This is a genomic window from Streptomyces sp. NPDC024555 (assembly GCF_055559335.1).
This window is the reverse complement of sequence record NZ_JBVHKV010000003.1, coordinates 210,366-232,494: the sequence shown is the minus strand read 5'-3', so window position 1 is coordinate 232,494 and position 22,129 is coordinate 210,366. Positions and strand designations below refer to the sequence as shown.

General features: G+C 74.9%; 18 protein-coding genes. 8 read left to right on the top strand and 10 right to left on the bottom strand.

Going from position 1 to position 22,129, the window contains the following annotated elements; all coding sequences use genetic code 11:
- The first annotated feature begins 63 nt into the window (after positions 1–63).
- Positions 64–1,482, top strand: a complete 1,419-nt coding sequence (locus tag ACZ4FH_RS06405) for an FAD-dependent oxidoreductase (protein ID WP_467302725.1) — start codon at positions 64–66, stop codon at positions 1,480–1,482.
- 34 nt (positions 1,483–1,516) lie between these two features.
- Here the strand turns inward: ACZ4FH_RS06405 and ACZ4FH_RS06400 are convergent, their stop codons facing one another.
- Positions 1,517–2,083 (bottom strand): FHA domain-containing protein, encoded by a 567-nt coding sequence (locus ACZ4FH_RS06400; RefSeq protein WP_467302724.1) that lies wholly within the window; start codon positions 2,081–2,083, stop codon positions 1,517–1,519.
- Between the two features lie 358 nt (positions 2,084–2,441).
- On the opposite strand from ACZ4FH_RS06400, the gene ACZ4FH_RS06395 reads away from it, so the two are divergent.
- Positions 2,442–3,398: a GNAT family N-acetyltransferase gene (locus ACZ4FH_RS06395; RefSeq protein ID WP_467302723.1), complete on the top strand. Its 957-nt coding sequence runs from the start codon at positions 2,442–2,444 to the stop codon at positions 3,396–3,398.
- Positions 3,399–3,405: 7 nt separating this feature from the next.
- Here the strand turns inward: ACZ4FH_RS06395 and ACZ4FH_RS06390 are convergent, their stop codons facing one another.
- Positions 3,406–4,761 carry a GH1 family beta-glucosidase gene (locus tag ACZ4FH_RS06390; protein ID WP_467302721.1) on the bottom strand — a complete coding sequence of 452 codons (1,356 nt, stop codon included), beginning with the start codon at positions 4,759–4,761 and terminating at the stop codon, positions 3,406–3,408.
- Between the two features lie 153 nt (positions 4,762–4,914).
- Between ACZ4FH_RS06390 and treZ the strand changes: the two genes are divergently transcribed.
- Complete coding sequence (treZ, locus tag ACZ4FH_RS06385; protein WP_467302719.1) at positions 4,915–6,657, top strand: malto-oligosyltrehalose trehalohydrolase; 1,743 nt, start codon at positions 4,915–4,917, stop codon at positions 6,655–6,657.
- Positions 6,658–6,681: 24 nt separating this feature from the next.
- On the opposite strand, the gene ACZ4FH_RS06380 is transcribed toward treZ, so the two are convergent.
- Both ACZ4FH_RS06380 and ACZ4FH_RS06375 read right to left on the bottom strand, forming a co-directional pair.
- A complete protein-coding gene (locus ACZ4FH_RS06380) occupies positions 6,682–7,812 on the bottom strand; it encodes a M24 family metallopeptidase (protein WP_467302718.1) in 1,131 nt (376 codons plus the stop codon).
- Positions 7,813–7,900: 88 nt separating this feature from the next.
- A complete protein-coding gene (locus tag ACZ4FH_RS06375) occupies positions 7,901–8,563 on the bottom strand; it encodes a nucleoside/nucleotide kinase family protein (protein ID WP_467302716.1) in 663 nt (220 codons plus the stop codon).
- An 82-nt stretch (positions 8,564–8,645) separates the two neighbouring features.
- Between ACZ4FH_RS06375 and ACZ4FH_RS06370 the strand changes: the two genes are divergently transcribed.
- Positions 8,646–9,200: a hypothetical protein gene (locus ACZ4FH_RS06370; RefSeq protein WP_467302715.1), complete on the top strand. Its 555-nt coding sequence runs from the start codon at positions 8,646–8,648 to the stop codon at positions 9,198–9,200.
- A 19-nt stretch (positions 9,201–9,219) separates the two neighbouring features.
- Here ACZ4FH_RS06370 and ACZ4FH_RS06365 read toward each other — a convergent pair whose 3' ends face one another.
- Both ACZ4FH_RS06365 and ACZ4FH_RS06360 read right to left on the bottom strand, forming a co-directional pair.
- On the bottom strand, positions 9,220–9,879 hold the full coding sequence (locus ACZ4FH_RS06365; RefSeq protein ID WP_467302713.1) for a LuxR C-terminal-related transcriptional regulator: 660 nt from the start codon (positions 9,877–9,879) through the stop codon (positions 9,220–9,222).
- A complete protein-coding gene (locus ACZ4FH_RS06360) occupies positions 9,867–11,096 on the bottom strand; it encodes a sensor histidine kinase (RefSeq protein WP_467302711.1) in 1,230 nt (409 codons plus the stop codon). Before ACZ4FH_RS06360 ends, ACZ4FH_RS06365 begins: the two co-directional genes overlap by 13 nt.
- 171 nt (positions 11,097–11,267) lie before the next feature.
- On the opposite strand from ACZ4FH_RS06360, the gene ACZ4FH_RS06355 reads away from it, so the two are divergent.
- Positions 11,268–11,978, top strand: a complete 711-nt coding sequence (locus tag ACZ4FH_RS06355; RefSeq protein ID WP_467302710.1) for an ABC transporter ATP-binding protein — start codon at positions 11,268–11,270, stop codon at positions 11,976–11,978.
- Entirely contained in the window at positions 11,975–14,596 is a 2,622-nt protein-coding gene (locus tag ACZ4FH_RS06350; RefSeq protein WP_467302709.1) for an FtsX-like permease family protein, read from the top strand. The genes ACZ4FH_RS06355 and ACZ4FH_RS06350 overlap by 4 nt, the downstream gene beginning before the upstream one ends.
- Before the next feature lie 35 nt (positions 14,597–14,631).
- Here the strand turns inward: ACZ4FH_RS06350 and ACZ4FH_RS06345 are convergent, their stop codons facing one another.
- The 4 genes from ACZ4FH_RS06345 to ACZ4FH_RS06330 all read right to left on the bottom strand — a co-directional run bounded on the left by ACZ4FH_RS06345 (position 14,632) and on the right by ACZ4FH_RS06330 (position 18,615).
- Complete coding sequence (locus ACZ4FH_RS06345; protein ID WP_467302708.1) at positions 14,632–15,573, bottom strand: LysR family transcriptional regulator; 942 nt, start codon at positions 15,571–15,573, stop codon at positions 14,632–14,634.
- A gap of 56 nt (positions 15,574–15,629) precedes the next feature.
- Positions 15,630–16,823, bottom strand: a complete 1,194-nt coding sequence (locus tag ACZ4FH_RS06340; protein ID WP_467302707.1) for a glycine C-acetyltransferase — start codon at positions 16,821–16,823, stop codon at positions 15,630–15,632.
- Positions 16,824–16,864: 41 nt separating this feature from the next.
- Positions 16,865–17,893 carry an L-threonine 3-dehydrogenase gene (gene tdh / locus ACZ4FH_RS06335; RefSeq protein WP_467302705.1) on the bottom strand — a complete coding sequence of 343 codons (1,029 nt, stop codon included), beginning with the start codon at positions 17,891–17,893 and terminating at the stop codon, positions 16,865–16,867.
- A 275-nt stretch (positions 17,894–18,168) separates the two neighbouring features.
- A complete protein-coding gene (locus tag ACZ4FH_RS06330) occupies positions 18,169–18,615 on the bottom strand; it encodes a MarR family winged helix-turn-helix transcriptional regulator (protein WP_467302703.1) in 447 nt (148 codons plus the stop codon).
- A 241-nt stretch (positions 18,616–18,856) separates the two neighbouring features.
- On the opposite strand from ACZ4FH_RS06330, the gene ACZ4FH_RS06325 reads away from it, so the two are divergent.
- On the top strand, positions 18,857–19,477 hold the full coding sequence (locus ACZ4FH_RS06325; protein WP_467302701.1) for an L-threonylcarbamoyladenylate synthase: 621 nt from the start codon (positions 18,857–18,859) through the stop codon (positions 19,475–19,477).
- A 197-nt stretch (positions 19,478–19,674) separates the two neighbouring features.
- On the top strand, positions 19,675–22,119 hold the full coding sequence (locus ACZ4FH_RS06320; RefSeq protein WP_467302699.1) for a GTPase-associated protein 1-related protein: 2,445 nt from the start codon (positions 19,675–19,677) through the stop codon (positions 22,117–22,119).
- The last annotated feature ends 10 nt before the right edge of the window (positions 22,120–22,129 follow it).

The window sequence follows — 22,129 nt, the reverse complement described above, 5'->3', positions numbered from 1 at the left end:
TGCATGGCGGCCACACAAACATTGCCTTGGACTCATGGCAAGGGCCGGGCGGAGGCTGGGGGCATGACAGGGACGAAGCGGGTGCGCGGGACCGATGTGGTGGTCGTCGGCGGGGGTACGGGCGGCTACTCGACGGCGCTGAGGGCGGCGGCGCTGGGACTGGAGGTGGTGCTGGCCGAGCGGGACGAGGTGGGCGGCACCTGTCTGCACCGGGGCTGCGTCCCCAGCAAGGCGATGCTGCACGCGGCCGAGCTGGTGGACGGCATCGCGGAGGCCCGTGAGCGGTGGGGCGTGAAGGCGGTGCTGGACTCCGTGGACTGGCCGGCGCTGACCGCCACCCGGGACGACATCGTGACCCGCAACCACCGGGGCGTCCTCGGTCATCTGGCGCACGCGGGGGTCGAAGTGGTCCGTGGGAGCGCCGCGTTGACGGGGCCGCGCGGGGTCCGGATCGAGGGGTACGGGGAGGTCGTCGCCCGGCGCGGGATCGTGCTCGCCACGGGGTCGCGGCCGAGGACGCTGCCGGGGCTGCCGGCCGACGGGCGGCGCGTGGTGACCAGTGACGACGCCCTGTTCGCACCCGGTCTGCCGGATTCGGTCCTGGTCCTGGGCGGTGGGGCGATCGGCGTCGAGTACGCCTCGCTGCACCGGTCGATGGGGGCGCACGTGACCCTGGTGGAGGCGGCGGAGCGGCTGGTGCCGCTGGAGGACGCCGATGTGTCGCGCCATCTGACGCGCGGGCTGAAGCGGCGCGGGATCGATGTGCGGGTGGGTTCGCGGCTGCTGGACACGACGCTGCTGGAGGACGGGGTGCGTGCCACGGTCCGCACCCCGCGCGGCGAGAGCCGGACGGTGGAGGCACGGCGGCTGCTGGTCGCGGTGGGCCGGGTCCCGGTGACGGACGGTCTGGGGCTGGCGGCGGGGCTGGCCGCGGACGGGCGCGGATATGTGGCACCGGCCGACTGGGCGCGGCTGGAGACGCCGGTGCCGGGCATCCACGTGGTGGGCGATCTGCTGCCGCCGCCCTCGCTCGGGCTGGCCCACGCCTCGTTCGCCGAGGGGATGGTGGTGGCCGAGACGCTGGCGGGGCTGCGTCCGGCGCCGGTGGACTACGCGGCGGTGCCCCGGGTCACGTACTCCTCGCCGCAGACGGCGGCGGTCGGCCTGTCCGAGGCGGCGGCCCGGGACGCGGGGCACGAGGTGGTGGTCAACACGATGCCGCTGTCGGCGGTGGCCAAGGGGCTGGTGCACGGGCAGGGCGGCATGGTGAAGGTGGTCGCGGAGCGGGGCGGCCGGGTCCTCGGGGTGCATCTGGTCGGGCCGCATGTCTCTGAGATGGTCGCCGAGAGCCAGCTGATCGTCGGCTGGGACGCCGAGCCGTCGGACGTGGCCCGCCACGTCCACCCCCATCCGACGCTCTCCGAGGCGGTCGGCGAGGCCTTCCTGACGCTGGCGGGCCGGGGCCTGCACCAGCAGGCGTGAACGGGCGCGGGGCCGCGGGCACGCGCGACTGCGGTCAGGCCGGTGGGCGCAGGGCGGGGGCGGCGAGGCGGAAGGCCATCCGCCCGAAGCTCACCTGGTCGCCGTCGCGCACGGGCACGGTCCCGGTGACGCGCTGCCCGTTGACACACGTGCCGTTGGTCGAACCGAGGTCGCGCAGGGTCCACCGGCCGCCGTGCGCGATGAGTTCGGCGTGCATCCGGGAGACCGTCTCGTGGGTGAGGCGCAGTCCGTTGCCGGGGTCGCGGCCGATCAGCAGCGGATGCGGACTCGGGGCCGGCAGCAGCAGCTTCGGCAGGCGTTCCGCCCGCCACGCCCGGCGCACCCGCTCGGGGAAGCCGGAGATCCCGCCCACGACCCGGACCAGCTGCCGCGACCAGCGGCCCTCGCCCTCCAGATCGGCGGTGAGCGCGTCCAGTTCCTCGACGCGGCTCGCGTGCAGCGCCAGTTCCATGCGGCGCATGAAGGTGTCGTGGGAGAGCCTGCCCTGGGCCGCGCCCTCCCTGAGCACACCGAGGACACGGTCGCGCTGGGCGTCGGACAGCCGCACGGGGTACGTGTGGGACTCGAAGGAGGACGTCACAGCACCGATTGTCGGGCCGAGGCCCCCGGGGTGTCCAGAACAACCCTGTTTTCCGCCCGCCCGTACCTCCCCGGCGGCTCTGACCTGGGCGGTGGGCAACGGATATCGAGCGGCGGCGGTCGGCGGACGTTGCTAGGGTCGGCCGGCGCGTGGAGGGCGGAGGAAGGAGCGGGGCCGGGTGCGCGCAGCTGCAAGGCGGAGGATTGAGTCATGGCGGAGCCATGGTGATTGACGACAACGCCGCAGATGCACGTGCCCGGCCCCGCGACGCCGCCCTCCACGCGCCGGCCGACCCTGAGGTCGGCCGCCGTGCGCTCGGCGACCTGCCGTGACGCGCCTTTCCGTCCCTGGGGGATACGTGCCCGACGCACCACTCGATCTGACCGTCCGTCCGCTCACCGGGCCCGAGGAGCTCGGCCTGTTCTGCTCGTTGCCCTATGTCCTCGACCACGAACTCGCGGACGATCTCGCGACGGGCCGCCGCCGGCCCGAGTGGATGTGGGTGGCGCTGCGCGGTGACCGGGTGGTGGCGAGGATCGCCTGGTGGAGCAGGGACGGTGCCGCGCCGCTGCTGCTCGACTTCTTCGACCTGGACGACACGCTGCCGGAGCCGGAGCGGGGCGAGGCCGGGCTGCGGCTGGTGGAGACGGCGACCGCCGCCGTCGTGCCGGCCGGCGCCCCGCGGCCGGAGTACGGACGCTTCGTGCCGCCGGACTGGCGGGAGGACCCGGCGGCCCGTGATGTCGTGGAGGCCCGGATCCGGGTCATGGAGCGCACCGGGGCCCGGATGCTGGTGGAGCGGCTGCGGCTGGAGTGGCGGGCGGGGACGCCGGTGCCGGCCGGCTCCGGCCGGCTGCGGTTCCGCGAGGTGACCGGCCGGGAGGATCTGCTCGCCCTGATGACCCCGGTCCTGGAAGGCACCCTGGACGCCCACGGGCAACAGGACCTGGCCTCGGGCCTGACGCCCCGCGAGGCGGCGGAGAAGCACTACGACGAGGAGCTGGCCGGCTACACCACCCCGCGCGCGTGGTGGCGGATCGCGGAACTCCCGGACGGCTCCCCCGTCGGCTTCGTGATCCCGGCGCGCAACAGCTACAACCCGATCATCGCGTACATCGGCGTGCTGCCGGAACAACGCGGTCACGGCTACATCGACGAGCTGCTCGCCGAGGGCACCCGGGTGCTCGCCGCCCAGGACGGGGTGGAGCGCGTCCGGGCGGCCACCGACCTCGGCAACGTACCGATGGCGAAGTCCTTCGCCCGGCTGGGCTACGTGAACTTCGAGCGGGCCTTCGACATGGTCTGGGACGACTGACGGAGGCTCATCTGCCCGACGAGCGCTGTGCCTTGATGACGTCGCGGTACCAGGCGTAGGAGTCCTTCGGGGTGCGGCGCAGCGTCTCGTAGTCGATGTGGACCAGGCCGAAGCGCTTGCTGACGCCCTCGGTCCACTCGATGTTGTCGGTGAGCGACCAGGTGAAGTAGCCGCGGACGTCGACGCCCGCGTCGATGGCCTCGCGCAGCGCCCCGAGGTGGCCGTCGAGGAAGGCGATGCGGCGGGCGTCGTTGGCGGGTTCGTCGACGGCGCAGCCGTTCTCCGTGATGTAGAGCGGCGGGAGCCGGTCGCCGTAGCGGTCCTTCAGCTGGACGAGGGTCTCGCGCAGTCCGTCGGGGACGACGGGCCAGCCGAAGTCCGTCTTCTCGTAGCCCTCGATCTCCCGGATGCCGAAGGGCAGTTCGGCGGGCATGCCGAATCCGGCGAAGGTGTCGAGGGCGTCCGGCCGGGGGGCGCCGACCAGCGTCGGGTTGTAGTAGTTGACGCCGTACCAGTCGAGCCGGGCGGAGATGGTGCGCAGGTCGTCCTGGACGGGTCCCGGCATCAGCGCGGCGAAGTTCTCGTCCGGGTAGCGCCCGGTGAGGAGCGGGTCGGCGAACAGCCGGTTGGTGAGGGTGTCGTACAGCTCGGCGGCGAAGCGGTCCTCGTCGGTGTCGCCGGCCGTCCAGACCGGCGAGTGCGAGACGGCTATGCCGATGTTGTCGGCGCCCGCCGCGCGCAGGGCGCGGACCGCCAGTCCGTGGGCGAGGAGCTGGTGGTGGGCGGCGGGGAGCGCGTCGAAGAGGAGGGTGCGGCCGGGGGCGTGCTCGCCGAGCGCGTAGCCGAGCAGGGTCACCTCGGCGGGCTCGTTGAGGGTGATCCACATGGGGACCCGGTCGGCGAGCCGTTCGGCGACGATGCCGGCGTACTCGGCGAAGCGGTAGGCGGTGTCCCGGTCCAGCCAGCCGCCGGCCTCGTCCAGCGGGAGCGGGGTGTCCCAGTGGTAGAGGGTGGGGGCCGGGGTGATGCCGTGGGCGCAGAGTTCGTCGACGAGACGGTCGTAGAAGTCGAGGCCCTGGGGGTTGACCGGCCCGCTGCCGCCGGGCACCACGCGCGGCCAGCTCACCGAGAAGCGGAAGGCGTCGGCACCGAGCCCGGCGAGCAGGGCGACGTCCTCGCGGTAGTGCCGGTGGAAGCCGGTGCCGCGGGTGGTGTCGGTGCCGTCCTTGATGCGTCCGGGCTGGGCGGCGAAGGCGTCCCAGCCGGAGGGGCCCTTGCCGTCGGCGTCGACGGCGCCCTCCGTCTGGAAGGCGGAGGCGGAGGCTCCCCAGAGGAAGCCGGGCGGGAACGGCGGGACAGTCATCGCGGCCTCCACAGCCGTACGAGGTGAGTAGGGCAACCTGACCGGGCAGTGATCAGAACCAGACCCTAACGGCCGGTAACGTCCCCGATCCAGCGTCCTGGAGAAGAGAGCGGGGCTTCGGCGGGCCGGCACACGGAGACGAGGGAGCACCGCATGCTGTTCGAGGTTTGGGCCCCGGAGGCGGAGTCGGCCGTTCTGCGGCTGGCCGGTGAGGCGCGGACGATGCGGCCCGATCCGGAGCGCGCGGGCTGGTGGACCGCGGAGGCGGAGGCCGCCGACGGCGACCGGTACGGCTTCCGGCTGGACGGCGGCCCGGTGCGCCCCGATCCGCGCTCGCGCCGCCAGCCGGACGGCCCGGACGGCGAGAGCGCGGTCGTGGACCACGAGGCGTTCGGCTGGCGGTCCGACTGGGCGGGGCGCGGACTGCCGGGCGCCGTGCTGTACGAGCTGCACATCGGCACGTACACCCCGGAGGGCACCTTCGACGCGGCGGCGGCCCGGCTGGGGCATCTGGCCGAACTGGGTGTCACGCATGTGTCGCTGATGCCGGTCTGCCCGTTCCCCGGGGTCCACGGCTGGGGGTACGAGGGGGTGTCGCTGTGGGCCGTGCACGAACCGTACGGCGGCCCGGAGGGGCTGAAGCGCTTTGTCGACACGGCGCACGGGCTGGGGCTCGCCGTGGTGCTGGACGTGGTCCACAACCACCTCGGCCCGTCGGGCAACCACCTGCCCGCGTTCGGCCCGTACTTCACCGAGACGCACCACACCCCGTGGGGCGCCGCGGTCAATCTGGACGCGGCGGGCTCGGACGAGGTGCGGGCGTTCCTGCGGGGCAGCGCGCTGGCCTGGCTGCGCGACTACCGGCTGGACGGACTGCGGCTGGACGCCGTGCACGCGCTGGCCGACACCCGGGCGCTGACCTTCCTGGAGGAGCTGTCCGCCGCCACGGACGCGCTCGCCGCGGAGCTGGGCCGGCCGCTCGCCCTGATCGCCGAGTCCGATCTCTGCGATCCGAGGACGACGGCGCCGCGTGAGGAGGGCGGTCTCGGGCTGCACGCGCAGTGGAACGACGACTTCCACCACGGTCTGCACACCGCGCTGACGGGCGAGTCGCAGGGCTACTACGCGGACTTCGCGCGGGCGCCGCTGGCCGGGCTCGCCAAGACGGTGACGCACGCCTTCTTCCACGACGGCACGTACTCCGGCTTCCGGGGCCGCCGGCACGGCCGTCCGGTCGACGTGACCCGTGTCCCCGCCCACCGCTTCGTCGGCTACGCCCAGACCCATGACCAGATCGGCAACCGGGCCCTCGGCGACCGGTTGTCCGCGACGCTCTCCCCCGGTCTGCTGGCCTGCGCCGCCGCGCTGGTGCTGACCGGCCCGTTCACCCCGATGCTGTTCATGGGCGAGGAGTGGGGTGCCCGGACGCCCTGGCAGTTCTTCACCGACCACACCGATCCGGAGCTGGCCGAGGCCGTGCGCACCGGCCGGCGGCGGGAGTTCGCGGCGCACGGCTGGACGGCGGAGGAGATCCCCGATCCGCAGGACCCCGCCACCCGCGACCGCTCCTGTCTGGACTGGGAGGAGCCGGGGCGCGAACCGCACGCCCGGCTGCACGCCTGGTACCGCGAGCTGATCGCACTGCGCCGGGCCCTGCCGGACCTCGGCGATCCGGACCTGGGCGCGGTGCGCACGGCGTACGACGACGACGCCCGCTGGCTGGTGCTGCGCCGGGGCGAGCTGCGGATCGCGGTGAACCTCGGCGAGAAGCCCGCCACGATCCCGCTGGGCGGCGGGGGCCGGGTGGTGGCCGCCTGGCTGCCCGTCGACCCGCCCGGGGCGGACGGGACGCTGCGGCTGCCGGCGGAGTCCTGCGTGGTGCTGTCCGACGTCTGACGCCGTACGGGGACGGGGCGGGCGCTACTCGACGATCGCCATTTCCCGGGCGGTCGCGTTGAGGCGGCGCCCGCCGTCCTCGGTGACGGTGACGATGTCCTCGATGCGGACGCCGAAGCGGCCCGGCAGATAGATGCCGGGCTCCACGGAGAAGCACATGCCGGGCACCAGCGGCTGCTCCTCGCCCTCGATCATGTACGGCGGTTCATGGGTGGTGACGCCGATGCCGTGGCCGGTGCGGTGGATGAAGCGCTCCCCGTAGCCGAACTCGGTGATGACGGCGCGGGCCGCGCGGTCGACCTCCTGGCAGGCGACTCCGGGCCGCACCGCCGCGCAGCCGGCCTCCTGGGCCTCGCGCACGATGTCGTGGACCCGCTGCTCCTCCGGGGTGGGTTCGCCGACGTGGACGGTGCGGGAGGTGTCGGAGCCGTAGCCGTGCTTGAGTCCGCCGAAGTCGAGGACGACCATGTCGCCGCGTTCGATGGTGCGCTCCCCCGCCTCGTGGTGCGGATTGGCGCCGTTGGGTCCGGAGCCGACGACCGTGAAGTCGACCTGGGAGTGCCCGTGCGCGGTGAGCAGCCGGGCGAGGTCGGCGGCGACCTCGGTCTCCTTGCGGCCGGCGAAGCGGACCGTGAGGATCTCCTCGTACGCGGCGTCGGCGGCGGCGCCGGCCGCGGCGATCCGCTCCAGTTCGTGGGCGTCCTTCACGGCGCGCAGCATGGGCAGCGCGTCGGTGAGCGAGGTGTAGGTGGTGTCGGGCAACTGCCGCTGGAGGCCCAGCAGATGCATCGCCCAGGCGTTGTCGCTGATCCCGAAGCGGCCCCGGGCGTCGAGCAGCGGGGCGGTCACGGCGTAGGGGTCCTTGCCGTCGGTCCAGTCGCGGAGGGTCAGCGCGGGGGCGCCGGCGGCGCGCTCCGCGTCCGGGGCCTCCAGGGTGGGCACGACGAGCACGGGGTCCTGCCCGGCGGCGAGGACGAGCACGGTGAGGCGTTCGGTGATGGCGGTGGGCCGGTATCCGGTCAGATGGACGAGGTCCGGGCCGGGGGCGACGAGGACGCCGGCCAGTCCGGCGGCCGCGGCGCTCTCGGCGGCCCGCTCCATCCGGGCCCGGTAGTCGTCTGCGGTGAACGGCGCGGGCGCTTCGGATCGGGGCATGCGGAACCTCCTGGCGGCACGGAACGGCTCTCCGTATCCTGCCCGTCCGCGCCCCGCTCCGCGAGCCGGACCGCGGGCGTGCGCGGCCTCACGGGCCGGGCGGCACCTTCCGGACACGGCCCCGGTGTACGACGAGGTCGGCGCGGGCGCGTCCCGGGGCGACCAGCCGGGCGTTCGCCTCGTCGGAGCGGGCCACCCACCGCTCGGCGGCCAGCGGGGACCGGCCGTACCGCACATGCCGCTCGACCAGTCCGCGCACCCGCAGCTCGTCGTCGGCCTCCAGGAACCAGGCCTCGTCGAGCAGGTCCCGCACCGGCGCCCAGGGCCCCTCCCCGTACAGCAGGTAGTTCCCCTCGGTGACGACCAGCGGGACCTCCGGGGGTACGGGGACGGATCCGGCGACCGGCTCCTCCAGGGCGCGGTCGAAGGCGGGGGCGTAGACGACGGTGCCCGGTTCGGGGGTGCGCAGCCGGCGGAGCAGCGCGGTGTAGCCGGCCGCGTCGAAGGTGTCGGGGGCGCCCTTGCGGTCCGCGCGGCCGAGGCGGTCCAGTTCGGCCCCGGCGAGGTGGAAGCCGTCCATCGGGACGAGCACCGCGAGCGGTCCGAGCGCTTCGGTGATGCGGGCCGCGAGCGTCGACTTCCCGGCGCCGGGCGGTCCGGCGATGCCCAGTACCCGCCGCCCACCGGCACCTGCGAGCCGGCGGGCGCGTTCGATGAGCCGGGCCCGGGTGGCGGGGTCGGTGAGGTCCATGCCGGACAGTGTCGCGCGCGGGGCGGGTGCGCCGGGTGCGTACGCCCTTCACAGGACCGTCTCCGCTTGTCATGCTCCGCCCATGAACGCGAACGGAACGCACGGGGTGTACGAAGCGAGGTACGGCTGGAACCCCAGGACGGTGGGGGTGGTCGCGGTGGCCGTCGTCTTCACGGTGCTGCTGATCGTGCTCGACGTGTCGGCGCCGATGCGGTGGGCGGGGATCGTCCTGTTCGGCGGGGGCGGGCTGCTGATGGCGTACGGCGCGCTGAGCCGCAGGGCCGCGTTCCGGGTGGACGCGGACGGGGTGCTGCTGGGCGGGTCGCCGGTCCGCTACCGGGCGACGACGGCGCGCGTGCCGTGGGAGGACGTCGCGGCGGTGGTGCTCTGGCGGCAGACCGTCCCGGGGAGCGGCATGGAGTGGATCGGGGTCGCCTGCCGGCCGGGGGCCGCCCCGCCGCCCGGACCGGGTCGGGGCACCCTGGCGCGCGCCACGCTGCGCGCCCTCGTCCCGCACGTGCCCGAGGACGTGGTGCTGGCCTCGCGGGCGGTGAACGGCTGGCGGCTGGACCGGGACGCGCTCACCGCGGCGGTGGGCACCTTCGCGCCGGGCGTCCCGGTGGTGCGCGCGGAGTAGCACCGTCCGGCGGCGGCCGTCAGTGGGACGCCCGGCCCTCCAGATAGGCGAGGACGGCGAGGACCCGGCGGTGGACGGAGCCGTCGTCGGCCTCCAGGCCGAGCTTGGCGAAGATGGAGCCGATGTGCTTGCTCACCGCCCGTTCGGTGACGACGAGTTCGGCGGCGATGGTGCCGTTCGCCTTGCCCTGGGCCATCAGTTCCAGGACCTCGCGCTCGCGCGGGGTGAGGCTCATGAGGGGCTGCGCGGACGCCTTGCGGCTGAGGAGCTGGCCGACCACCTCGGGGTCGAGCGCGGTGCCGCCCGCCACCACGCGGTCCAGGGCCTCCAGGAACTCGTCGACCCGGCCCACCCGGTCCTTGAGGAGATAGCCGATGCCCTGCGCGCCCCGGGCGAGGAGTTCGGCCGCGTACGTCTCCTCGACGTACTGGGAGAGGACCAGGATCGGCAGTCCGGGCAGCTGTTCGCGGGCGGCGACGGCGGCACGCAGTCCCTCGTCGCGGAAGGTCGGGGGCAGGCGCACGTCGAGGACGGCGGCGTCCGGGCGGTGTTCGAGCAGGGCCGGCAGGACCTCGGGGCCGGCCACCGCGTCGGCCACGACCTCGTGGCCGGAGCTGGTGAGGAGCAGGATCAGCCCCTCCCGCAGCAGGGCGTTGTCCTCGGCGATCACGATCCGCACGGCAGTTCCACCTCGATGTCCGTCGGCCCCCCGAGGGGGCTGCTGATGCGGGTGGTGCCGTCCAGGGCGGCGATGCGCCGTCTGATCCCGACCAGTCCGCTGCCGCCGCGTTCCTCCGCGCCGCCGCGTCCATCGTCGCCGATGGTGACGGACAGCGTGTCGGTGCCCCGGCCGATCCGCACGGTCGCGGCCGTCGCGCCGCTGTGCTTGCCGATGTTGGTGAGGGCCTCGGCCACCACGAAGTAGGCGGCGGCCTCGACGGCGGCGGGCAGCCGGTTCGTCTCGTCGATCCCGTCGAGGTCCACGGCGACCGGGACGGCGCAGTCGGCCGCCAGCGCCCGTACCGCGCCCGCGAGTCCCCGGTCGGTGAGGACCGGCGGATGGATGCCGCGCACCACGTGCCGCAGCTCCGCGAGTGCGGCGTCGACCCCGTCCTGGGCCTCGTCGAGGCGCTGCCGGGCGGCGGCCGGATCACGGTCCAGAAGCTGTTTGGCCAGACCGATGCGCATCGACAGGGCGACGATCCGGGCCTGCGCGCCGTCGTGCAGATCCCGTTCGATGCGACGGAGTTCGGCACCGTGCGCCTCGACCGCTCCGGCCCGGCTCTCCGTCAGTTCCGCGACGCGTTCGGCGAGCGCGGCGGACTGCGGCGGGGTGAGCAGCGCCCGGGTCCAGTCGGCCGCGAGCCGGGCGAGGACGGGGTGCCAGCGCAGCACGAGACCGGGCCGCTCGGGCGGCTCGGTGCCGTACTCGTCGGCGGCCCGGCGGTCCAGCAGGTGCATCACCGGCAGCACGGCCCCGTCGACCAGCAGCCCCACCGGCCACAGCACCATCGTGGCGTAGCCCAGGAGATTGCCCGCGAGCGCCTGGAACGGCAGCCACAGCGCCTCGCGGCGCACGACGGGATCGGTGAGCACCCGCCGCACCCGCTCGCCGAGTTCGCCGCCGTCGTACGGGACGGGGGCGATCGGGCGGCAGGGCACGCCCAGGTACGCCGCGGCCCTGCGCCGTTCGAACTCCGCGCAGCGGTGCAGCACCTTCGCCGCCTCCGGCAGCGCGGGCAGCCCGATGAGCACGGCGGCGAAGAGCAGCACCGCCACCACCAGGAACGTGGCGACGTAGGCGCAGAGCGCGACCGGGATGCCGATGAGCAGATAGTGCGAGGCCCGCCAGGATCTGCGGATCGCGGTCGTCAGCGGGGCGGGGGCGGTGCTCATGTCGCACCACGGTACGGGGGCGGGCCCGTCCCCGGAGGAGGGACGGCCCCCGGGCCGGGGGTGTAGCCCGCTGTACCCCCGCCCGGGAGCGCGCACCCTCGCCCGCACCGGGCCCCGACTTCTACCGTTTATGCAGGTCAGAAGGTACGGGGAAGGAACGAGGGGTTCACGGTGGAGACAACCACGACGGTGCGCGCGGCGGCGCTGGAGCTGGCGGCGGTGACCCGGCGGCACGGACGGCGGGGCAGCGGCCGGGAGACGGTCGCGCTGGACGCGGTGAGCTGCGCGGTGCCGGTGGGCAGTTTCACCGCCGTGGTCGGGCCCTCGGGCTCCGGCAAGAGCACGCTGCTCCAGTGCGCGGCGGGCCTGGACCGGCCGACCTCGGGGACGGTACGGATCGCGGGCACCGATCTCGGCTCGCTCTCCGAGGCCGCCCTCACCCGGCTGCGGCGGGACCGGATCGGTTTCGTCTTCCAGTCCCACGCGCTCAATCTGGTGCCCTCGCTGTCCATCGTGGAGAACGTGGTGCTGCCGCTGGTCCTGGCCGGGGCCGATCCGCAGGACGGAGGGGTGCGGGACCGGGGACGGCTGCTGCTGGACCGGGTGGGGCTGTCCGGGCGGGCGGGCGACGCGCCGGGCACGCTCTCCGGCGGCCAGCAGCAGCGGGTCGCGGTGGCCCGTGCGCTGGTGACCGAGCCCGATGTCGTCTTCGCCGACGAGCCGACCGCGTCCCTGGACCCGGAGGCGGCGGCGCTGGTGCTCGGTCTGCTGCGGGACGCGGTGCGGCTGGACGGCCGTACGGTCGTGATGGTCACCCATGATCCGGTGGCGGCGAGCTGGGCGGACACCGTGCTGACGATGGACGGGGGCCGGCTGCGATGAGCCGCACCGCGACACGGACGGACCGGAACCACGACGTGCGCCGCCCCGGCCCCCCGGTGCGGCGCGGAGCCGTGCGGCACGGGGTGCGGCGGGCCTCGGCCTTCCTGGCCCGCCGTTCCCTGACGCACCACCGGAGGGCCTGGGCGGCGGTGTTCGCGTCGGCGGTCGCCGCCTCGGCGCTGCTCGGCGCGTTCGCCCTGGTGATCGGGGCGCTGCTGCTGGCGCGGCCCCCGGTGGAGCGCTACACCGGCGCGGACGCGGTCGTGGTGGCCGACCAGCGCGTCACGTACACCGCGAAGCCCTGGGGCAGCGAGCCGGAGACCGTGCGCGCGGATCTGCCGGAGCGGGTGCGGCTGGACCGTTCGGTCCTGGCCCGGGTGGCCGCCGCCGACGGCGTGGCACGGGCGGTGGCGGACGACACGGTGCCGGTGACGGCGGGCCGGGGCGTGGCGGCGGAGGGCCGCTCCTGGGAGTCCGCGGTGCTCACCCCGTACACCCTGACCGAGGGACGGGCACCGCGGACCGGCTCCGAGGTCGTCGTGGACCGCTCCCTCGCGGGGTCCGGCGGACCTGGACGGCAGATCCTGCTCCAGACGGACGGGACGCCCCGGCGGTACACCGTCACCGGGATCGCGTCCGGTGCGCACGGCGGCGGACCGGCGGTGTTCTTCACCGGGTCCCGGCTGACCGCGCTCGCCGGGCACCCCCGCACGGTGGACGCCATCGGTGTCGTCGCCGCGGACGGGGTCTCCGGCGCGGGCCTGCGCGACTCGCTGGAGCGGGCCGTGGCGGGGCGCCAGGGCGGTGAGCGCGGGCCGCGGGTGCTGACGGGGGCGGAGCGCGGGGCGGCCGAGCACCTGGGGGTGGTCGGCGGACGCGACGAGCTGATCCAGATGCTGGCGGCGATCTCCGGGACGGTCGTCATGGTCGCCCTGCTCGTGATCGCCACGACGCTGGCACAGGCCGTCCACCAGCGTTCCGGCGAACTGGCGCTGCTGCGGGCGGTCGGGGCGACGCCCCGGCAGCTCCGGTCGGCGATCGGCCGCGAGGCGGGCCGGGTGACGGCCGTCGCCGCGGTGCTGGGCGCGGTCGCCGCGGTGCCGCTGGGGCTGCTGATGCGGTCCCTGCTGGCCACGGACCCGCTGCCGCTGCCGGTCCCCTGGTGGCTGCCGTGCGCGGCGGGCACGGCCGGTGCGCTGGTCGTCGCACTGGCGGCCCGGCCGGTGGCGCTGCTTGCCGCCCGTCCGATCACCCGGATGCGCCCGGCGGCGGCGCTCGGCGCGGCACGGGCCCCGGAACCGGACCGGCCGGGCCGGCTGCGGACCGGCGCCGGGGTGCTGGCCGGGTTCGCGGGCCTCGGCTCGGCGGGCGCGGCGGCCTTCCAGGGCGGGCAGGCGGCGGCGATCGCCGCCTCGGGCGCGGCCACCTCGCTGATCATCGCGGTGGCGCTGCTCGGTCCGTGGATCGCCCGGATCGCGATGCGGGTCCTGGGCGCCCCGGCCCGGCGCACGGGCGGGGTCGCCGGCTTCCTGGCGGCCCGGTCCGCCGCCGCGCATCACCGCAGGCTCGGTGCGGCGCTCACCCCGATCGTGCTGGTCGTCGCGTTCGTCTGCGTGCAACTCGCGGCGGGCAGCACCCTGGAGCGGGCCTCCGCCCGGCAGGCGGCGGACGCGCTGCGGGCCGACCTCGTGGTGACGGGCCCCGCCACCGGCATCCCCGGGGGCGCGGCCGACGCCGTGCGCGGGGCGCCGGGGGTCACGGCGGCGACGGGTGTCCTGCGCTCGACCGTCGTCCTCGCCCACCGGGAGGCCGGCGATCCGGCGCTGGACTCCTTCCCCGTCCTCGGCGTCACCCCGGACCGGCTCACCGCGACGCTCGACCCCCGGGTGACCGACGGCGACCTCTCCCGGCTCACCGGCCGGAACACGATCGCCCTCGGCGAGGACCGCGCCGACAGCCTCGGGGCCGGCGTCGGCGACCGGGTGCGGCTGCGCCTCGGCGACGGCGCACAGATCCGGCCCACCGTCGTCGCGGTCTACGAACGGTCGCTGGGCGTCGGCGAGTTCCTGCTGCCCCGCCAGGCCCTCACCGGCCATGTCACCGCCCCGCACGACCAGCGGATCCTCGTCCGCTCGACGGGCGGCGCGGACACGGCGGCGGCCGTACGGCGCGCCCTGGCCCCCTACGCGGGTCTCTCGGTCCGCCCGGCGGCCCCGGACGACGTCCGGATCTCCCCGTCGGCGGACGACGACGAGGCGCTGGACATCATCGGCGTCGGCGTGATCGGCGGCTTCGCCCTCCTCGCGGTGGTCAGCACCCTCGCCCTCATCACCGCCGGCCGGCGCCCCGAATTCCGCCTGCTGCGCCTGGTCGGCGCGGGCCGCGCCCAGGTCTGGCGGATGCGCCTCGTCGAAACGGTCCTGGTCACCGTGGCCGGCCTGCTCATCGGCACCGCCGTCGCCGCCGTCCCCCTCCTCGCGTTCGCCCTGCCCGTGACGGGCGGACTGCCCTATCTGCCGCCCGAGCGCTACGTCCTCCTGGCGCTCACCGTCGCGGCGGCCGCGACGGCGGGCACGCTGCTGCCGGGGCGGAGCGGCGCCACGAAGGGACGGAGGTAGCGGGGCGGGGGGCCGAGCCGGGCAGCCCGGGCATGTCAGTCGCCCCCGCCCCGCTCCGGCCCCCCACCCAGCAGGTCGTCGGCCGCCGCCCCCACCAGGGCGTCCAGGACCGGGGCGATGAGCGGATGGCTCTCCGTGCCGCGGCGGACGGCGGCGAAGACGCGGCGGGTCGGGGCGGTGCCGCGGACCGGGCGGACCACGGCGCCGGGCGGGGTGGTGCCGCTGAGGGCGGAGCGGGGGACGAGGGCCACGCCCGCTCCGGCGCCGGCGAGGGCGACCACCGCGTGGAAGTCGTCCGACGAGTGTTCGAGGTTGGGTGCGAAACCGGCGTACTCGCAGGCCAGGACGACCACGTCGTGGCAGGGGTTGCCGGGGTAGGGGCCGATCCAGCCGTCCTTGGCGAGGTCGGCGACGGCCACCTCGTCCTGACCGGCCAGCGGGTGCCCGACGGGGAGCACGGCGTCGAACGGTTCCGAGTACAGCGGTACGCGGGTGAGCCGGCGGTCGTCCTCGCCCGGTGCGCCCCGGTACTCGACGGCGACGGCCACATCGGCCTGCCGGCCGAGCACCATGGGGACGCTGGCATCGCCCTCGGCGTCCTGGACGCGGACCCTGATCCCGGGCGCGGTCCGGCCCAGCGCGGCGATCGCGGGGGCGAGGACCAGGCCGATGCCGGTGGCGAAGGCGGCGACGGTGACGGTGCCGGCCTCGCCCGATCCGTAGGCGGCGAGTTCGGCCTCGGCCCGCTCCAGCTGGGCCAGCACCTCGTTGGTGTGGGTGAGGAGGATCTCGCCCGCGGGGGTCAGCCGAGCACCGCGCGAACCGCGCTCGACGAGGTGGTGGCCGGTCTCCTGCTCCAGCGCGGCGAGCTGCTGGGAGACGGCGGAGGGGGTCAGGTACAGGGCGGCGGCAGCGGCGGTCACCGTGCCGTGGTCCGCCACGGCGCGCAGGACGCGCAGCCGCCGTGCATCGATCATGTGCCTATTGTCCCAGGTCGCGGGGGCGCCCTGACCGCCCCCGCGACCGGCTGGGATCAGCTCTCCAGAGCCGCGCGGGCGGCGACGAACGCGTCGACGGCCCGGTTGACGTCGGCCGTCGAGTGGGCCGCCGAGAGCTGGACGCGGATCCGGGCCGCGCCCTGCGGAACGACCGGGTACGAGAACCCGATCACGTACACACCGCGCTCCAGGAGCAGCTCCGCCATCCGGCCTGCCTTCGCCGCGTCCCCGATCATGACGGGGGCGATGGCGTGGTCGCCGGGCAGGATGTCGAAGCCCTCCTCGGTCATCCGGGAACGGAAGAGCGCGGTGTTGGCGTTGAGCCGCTCGCGCAGGTCGCCGGCGGACTCCAGGAGGTCGATGACCTTCAGGGAGGCCGCGGCGATGACCGGGGCGAGCGAGTTGGAGAAGAGGTACGGGCGCGAGCGCTGGCGCAGCAGGGCGACGATCTCGGCGCGGGCGGCGACATAGCCGCCGGAGGCGCCGCCGAGGGCCTTGCCGAGGGTGCCGGTGATGATGTCGACGCGGTCCATGACGCCGTGCAGCTCGGGCGTGCCGCGCCCGCCGGGGCCGACGAAGCCGACGGCGTGCGAGTCGTCGACCATGACCATGGCGTCGTAGCGCTCGGCGAGGTCGCAGATCTCGCGCAGCGGGGCGACGTACCCGTCCATGGAGAAGACGCCGTCGGTGACGATCAGCCGGCGCCGGGCCCCGGACGCCTCCTTGAGCTGCTTCTCCAGGTCGGCCATGTCGCGGTTGGCGTAGCGGAACCGCTTGGCCTTGGAGAGGCGGATGCCGTCGATGATGGAGGCGTGGTTGAGGGCGTCGGAGATGACCGCGTCCTCGGCGCCGAGGATCGTCTCGAAGACGCCGCCGTTGGCGTCGAAGCACGAGGAGTAGAGGATCGTGTCCTCCTGGCCCAGGAAGGAGGAGAGCCGCTGCTCCAGCTCCTTGTGGACCTCCTGGGTGCCGCAGATGAAGCGGACCGAGGCCATGCCGTAGCCCCAGCGGTCCAGCGCCTCGTGCGCGGCGGCGATCACCTCGGGGTGGTCGGCGAGGCCCAGGTAGTTGTTGGCGCAGAAGTTCAGCACCTCGCCGGGGCGGCCCCCGGCGGTGACGGCCACGGTCGCGGACTGCGGGGTGCCGATGACGCGCTCGGGCTTGTGCAGCCCGGCGGCCTCGATCTCTTCGAGGGTGGTGCGCAGATCGTCGCGTACGGAGTCGAACATGCCGGATTCCTTAAGGGGGTCGGGACTGGTACGGACAGGTCTCAGGCGGTCCAGTCGAGGATGACCTTGCCGCCGCGGCCACTGGCGGCGTCGTCGAAGGCCGCCTCGAAGTCGCGGTAGCCGTACCGGCCGGTGATCACGGGGGCGAGGTCGAGACCGCCCTCCAGCAGGACGGACATGGCGTACCAGGTCTCGAACATCTCGCGGCCGTAGATGCCCTTGACGGTGATCATGGAGGTGACGATCCGGGCCCAGTCGACGGCGAACTCCTCGGAGGGCAGTCCGAGCATGGCGATCCGGCCGCCGTGCGTCATGTTCGCGATCATGTCGCGCATGGCCTCGGGGCGGCCGGACATCTCCAGGCCGATGTCGAAGCCCTCGCGCAGGCCGAGTTCGCGCTGTCCGTCGGCGATGGTGCGCCCGGAGACGTCGAGGGCGAGGCTGACGCCGACCTTGCGGGCCAGCTCCAGCCGGGCCTCGCTGACGTCGGTGATGACGACGTTGCGGGCGCCGGCGTGCTTGGCCACGGCGGCGGCCATGATGCCGATGGGGCCGGCGCCGGTGATCAGGACGTCCTCGCCGACCAGCGGGAAGGACAGGGCGGTGTGCACGGCGTTGCCGAAGGGGTCGAAGATCGCGGCGATGTCCAGGTCGACGGGGACCCGGTGCACCCACACGTTGGACGCGGGCAGCGCGACGTACTCGGCGAAGGCCCCGTCGCGGCCGACGCCCAGGCCGACGGTGGAGCGGCACAGGTGGCGGCGGCCGGCCAGGCAGTTGCGGCACTTGCCGCAGACGAGGTGGCCCTCGCCGCTGACCAGGTCGCCCACGGCGATGTCCACGACGTCGGAGCCGATCGCGGCGACCTCGCCGACGAACTCGTGGCCGAGGACGAGCGGGGTGGTGACGGCCTGCTGGGCCCATCCGTCGTAGGCGCGGATGTGCAGGTCGGTGCCGCAGATGCCGGTGCGGAGCACCTTGATCAGCACGTCGGAGGGGCCGGTCTCCGGTTCGGGCACGTCCATCAGCCAGAGTCCCGGCTCGGCCTTCTGCTTCACGAGTGCCTTCACGGCTGCGGCTCCCTGGTGCGTGGTGCGGCGTTGATGTCCCCGGGCCGGGGGCATGCCTGAGGAAGCCTGCGGCCCGGGGAAGTGAGAGGGACGGCATGGCAGCGCGCTTCGTCCGGCTGCCGCGCACCATCCTCCGCCGTCACGGAGAAATCTGCCGTACCCCGCGCCCCAGGTCCATCGAGGTTTTCTTAAGCGCCCCCGCAGCTTCGCTTCACGCCCGGCACCCCGGCCCGCGGCCGCTGCTCCGTCCGGGCGACCCGGCCGCGCCCGGCCGCTCAGTCGCGCGGCCAGGGCCGCCCGTCCAGGCGCTCGATGTCCCGGTTGAGCCGGGCCAGATCGTCCGCGAACCGGGCCGCCTCCTCCGGGGTCCACTCGGCCAGCACCCGCTGGAGCCCCTCGCGGTTCTCGGCGCGGTCCCTGTCCAGCCGGCGCCGGCCCTCCTCGGTGATGACGAACTTGCGGGCGATGCCCCCGTCCGGATCGGCGATGCGCTCGACGACGCCGGCGCGGGCCATGGCGGCCGTCTGCCGGTTGAGGGTGGAGGTGTCCAGACCGAAGGCGTCGCTCAACTGGCCGATGGACATGGGCCCCTGGACCCGGATCCGGCTGAGGAGGATGTACGCGCTCCGGTCCAGCCGCCCGCCGCCGCGCGAGGTCATCAGACTCATGTGCCGGCCGAGCAGCATCGTCTCGAACTCGATCCGGTCCACAGGCATGTCCACACGCGACTCCCTACGACTACGGACGCCGCCTCCTCCTCCGGGACGACGACCCCTCTGTACAGATATATCACAGATTGTGTGCACGATGCATGCATTGTGTGCGGTACACATTCACGGTTCGGCGTGGCCGAAAAGGTTTGAACGACGATCGCCACTCGAACCGGTTGTCCTGCCCCTCCCGGAGACGCCGCCTTCCTCCTTCGCCGCGAACCGCCCGCCGTTCCGGCCGTAGACTCGCCGGATGGCGAAGTATTTCGACGTACACCCGGACAACCCCCAGCCCCGCAGCATCACCAGCGTGGCCGAAAGCATCCGCTCCGGAGCACTCGTCGCGTATCCGACGGACTCCTGCTACGCGCTCGGCTGCCAGCTCGGCAGCCGTGACGGCATCTCCCGCATCCGCACGATCCGCAACCTCGACGACCGTCATCACTTCACCCTGATGTGCCAGAACTTCGCGCAGCTGGGCCAGTTCGTCCACATCGACAACGACGTCTTCCGCGCCGTCAAGGCGGCCACCCCCGGCCAGTACACCTTCATCCTCCCCGCGACGAAGGAGGTGCCCCGCCAGCTCCTGCACCCGAAGAAGAAGACCGTCGGCGTCCGCATCCCCGACCACACCGTCGTCCAGGCCCTCCTGGCCGAACTCGGCGAACCCCTGCTCTCCAGCACCCTCCTCCTGCCCGACGAGGCCGAACCCCTCACCCAGGGCTGGGAGATCAAGGAACGCCTCGACCACGAGGTCGACGTCGTCGTGGACTCCGGCGACTGCGGCACCGAACCGACCACCGTCATCGACTTCTCCGGCGGCGAGCTGGAGATCGTACGGCGCGGAGCGGGCGACACCGCGCGCTTCGAGTAGGGGAGCACGCCGGCCGCGCGGAGGAACCGCGCTCCGCCGTCTCGCCGCACGGGTGTGCGGGTCCTTGATAGCGTCGCCCCAGCGACTGCGGAGCACTCCCCGCCGGGGTCGCCGCTCTCCGGCGGGACGGCGCTGCCACCGCGGGGGCGGGTGCGGGTGGCAGGGGACCTTCACGGCAGGACGAAGAGAGCCGACGCATGAGCCTCGCGCAGTTGCACTACACCTCGGCGGCGGACGGGAAGGGGCCCGTTTCCGGTGGGGCGGGACCGATGTCCGGGCGGTTCAGCGCGGTTGACGCGGAGATACCGGCGTCCGTGCTGAGCGAGGCGGAGGCGCTGCTGGCCTACGAGCCGCCCGCCGGGACCGAATCCGGGCTGTCCGACGCCGCGTTGCGGGCGCTGCCCGAGGCGTACAGCTTCAGTGCGCTGGCCGACGGAGGGCATCTGCTGGCCCGGACCGTGGCGGTGCGGGGCGGGGCGGCGGCCGGGACGGGCTTTCACGCGCATGCGGTGCATCTGCCGCCGGGGGGCCGGCTGCCGGGCGGGACGCTGCCGATCACCGCCTGCCGAAGCGCCCGTTGGGCGGCGACAACGCCGGAGCGCGGCGCGCCGGGACCGCTGACCGGGGCGGCCGCCGGGCGGGCCGGGGACCGGGAGGGGCTGAACGACTTCGCGGTGTCGCGGGGCCCGTGGCTCGCCGGGGTGCTGGCGGATCTGCGGCGGCTGTGCCGGGACGAGGGGGCCGGGCGGATCGTCCTGGTCGAGCCGCAGAGCGCGGACGTGGCCCGGTGGATCGCGCTGGCCTGCGTCGCCCTGCCCGCCGACGCCGCCGAGCGGCTGACCTTCACCACGTACACCCGCCACCCGTTGACCGCGCCCCAGCGGGTCGTCGGGGTGCTGCCGCAGGACGGCGACGAGCTGACCGGTCCGGAGCTGTACGTGCACCGCTGCGCCGGGGCGCGTCCGGAGGGCCCCGTGACGGACGCCTGGGCGGAGACCGCCGCACGGATCTGGCGGGGCCGCGCCCCCGGACTGTTCCGGGAGGCCGCCGCCCTGCCCGGGGAACCGTTCGCCGCCGGTCCGCTCGCGGTGACGGCCCTGTGCGCGGGCATCGCCCTGGGACCGGGCGGGCGGGCCGCCGCCGCGGCCTGGGCCGCCGAGCGGCCGTACGCCCTGGACGACAAGCGGACCCGGCAGCTCGTCGAGGCACTGACCGCCCCGGGCGTCGACGACCGCACCGGCCCCGAGTTCGACGCCGCGGGACGGCTCTTCGCCGCGCTCGACGGACGCTCCCCCGCCACGACCACGGCCCCGCTGGCCGCGATGCTGGTGACCGAGGCGGTACGCGGCGGCAACGCCTCCGTGGAGCTGCCGGGCCGCAGCGCCTTCGGCGGGCCCGAGGGCGCGGCCGTCGCCTCCGTCCTCGGCCCGGAGATCCTCACCGAGCTGGGCGGCGCGGGCGTCGGCCTGGACGTGGCCAGGACCGTGCAGCTGCTGCGGGTGGCCCGGCTGCTCGGTGTGGACTGCGCGGAGCTGCTGCCCTCGGTGGTGCGCCGGCTGGCCCCTGCGCTGCTGGCCCAGACCGGCGGCGAGCCCGCCTGGGCACCGGCGCTGCTGGAGCTGATGGACGAGCAGTTCGACGTCCGTACGGCGCTGCTCGGCGCCCTGGACCGGATCGCGCCGCAGGACCCGTCGGCCGTGGAACGGCTGCTGGGGCGGGTGCCGCTGCCGTTCACCGGCACCCAGTCGCTGCCGCATCTGCGGATGTGCGCGCAGGGGCCGGAGGCGAAGGCCGGCTGCGGGGACGACCGGGTCGGCGCCATGCACCGGGTGCTGCGCGCCGGCGGTCTGTCGCCGTTCGCCGAGCCGCTGGTCCTGCGCACGGCCGTGGGGCTGGTCTGGGAGGAGGGCGCGCCCACGGCGGGCGAGGCCCGGCTGCTCCTGGAGGCCGCCACATCGGACGCCCACCGCACCGCCGGCACCTGGGCCCATCTGGTCGCCGCCGCGCTCGGCGCGCCCGAGGGCGACGAGGAGGCACCGGTCCTCGCCCATGACGTGCTGCGCGCCTTCCCGCAGGAGATCGGGGACCGCGAGCGCGGGGCACTGCTGCTCCTGGAGTTCGCCGGTGAGCTGCGCACGGACACGGCCGCGCCCGAGTGGGCGGAGCGGGCGCTCGGGCTGCGCCGGGACGCCGAACCGGTCGAGCCGCAGGTCCTGGGCCACGCCTTCGGGGCGCTCGCCGCCCGGCTCCTCGCCCCGGACCGGCCGGAGGCCGAGCTGTACGCGCTGGTGCACAGCTGCGACGCCGACCTCGTCGCCGCCTACGACCGGGAGGCCCGCACCCCCGGCGTCCGGGCCCGGCTCACCGCCGAACCGTCGTACGCCGCGGACTGCTTCACCGTCTGGACCGCCCATCCGCACGCGGGCGCCGCCTGGAGCCGGACCTCGGCCGCCCTGCTGGAGGAGGTGCTGCGCCCGGTCGTGCGCGCGCTCCCGGCCGAGCGGGTCGCCGCCGTCGAGGAGGCCGTGGCCCGGTCCGGCAGCAGCGGCCGGGCGGACGCCTTCCGCGACTGGAACCGCCGCGGCCGGCGCACCCTCGGGCAGCTCGGCCGCCGGATCGCGGGCCGGGTCCGCCGGGCCTGACGAACTCGTG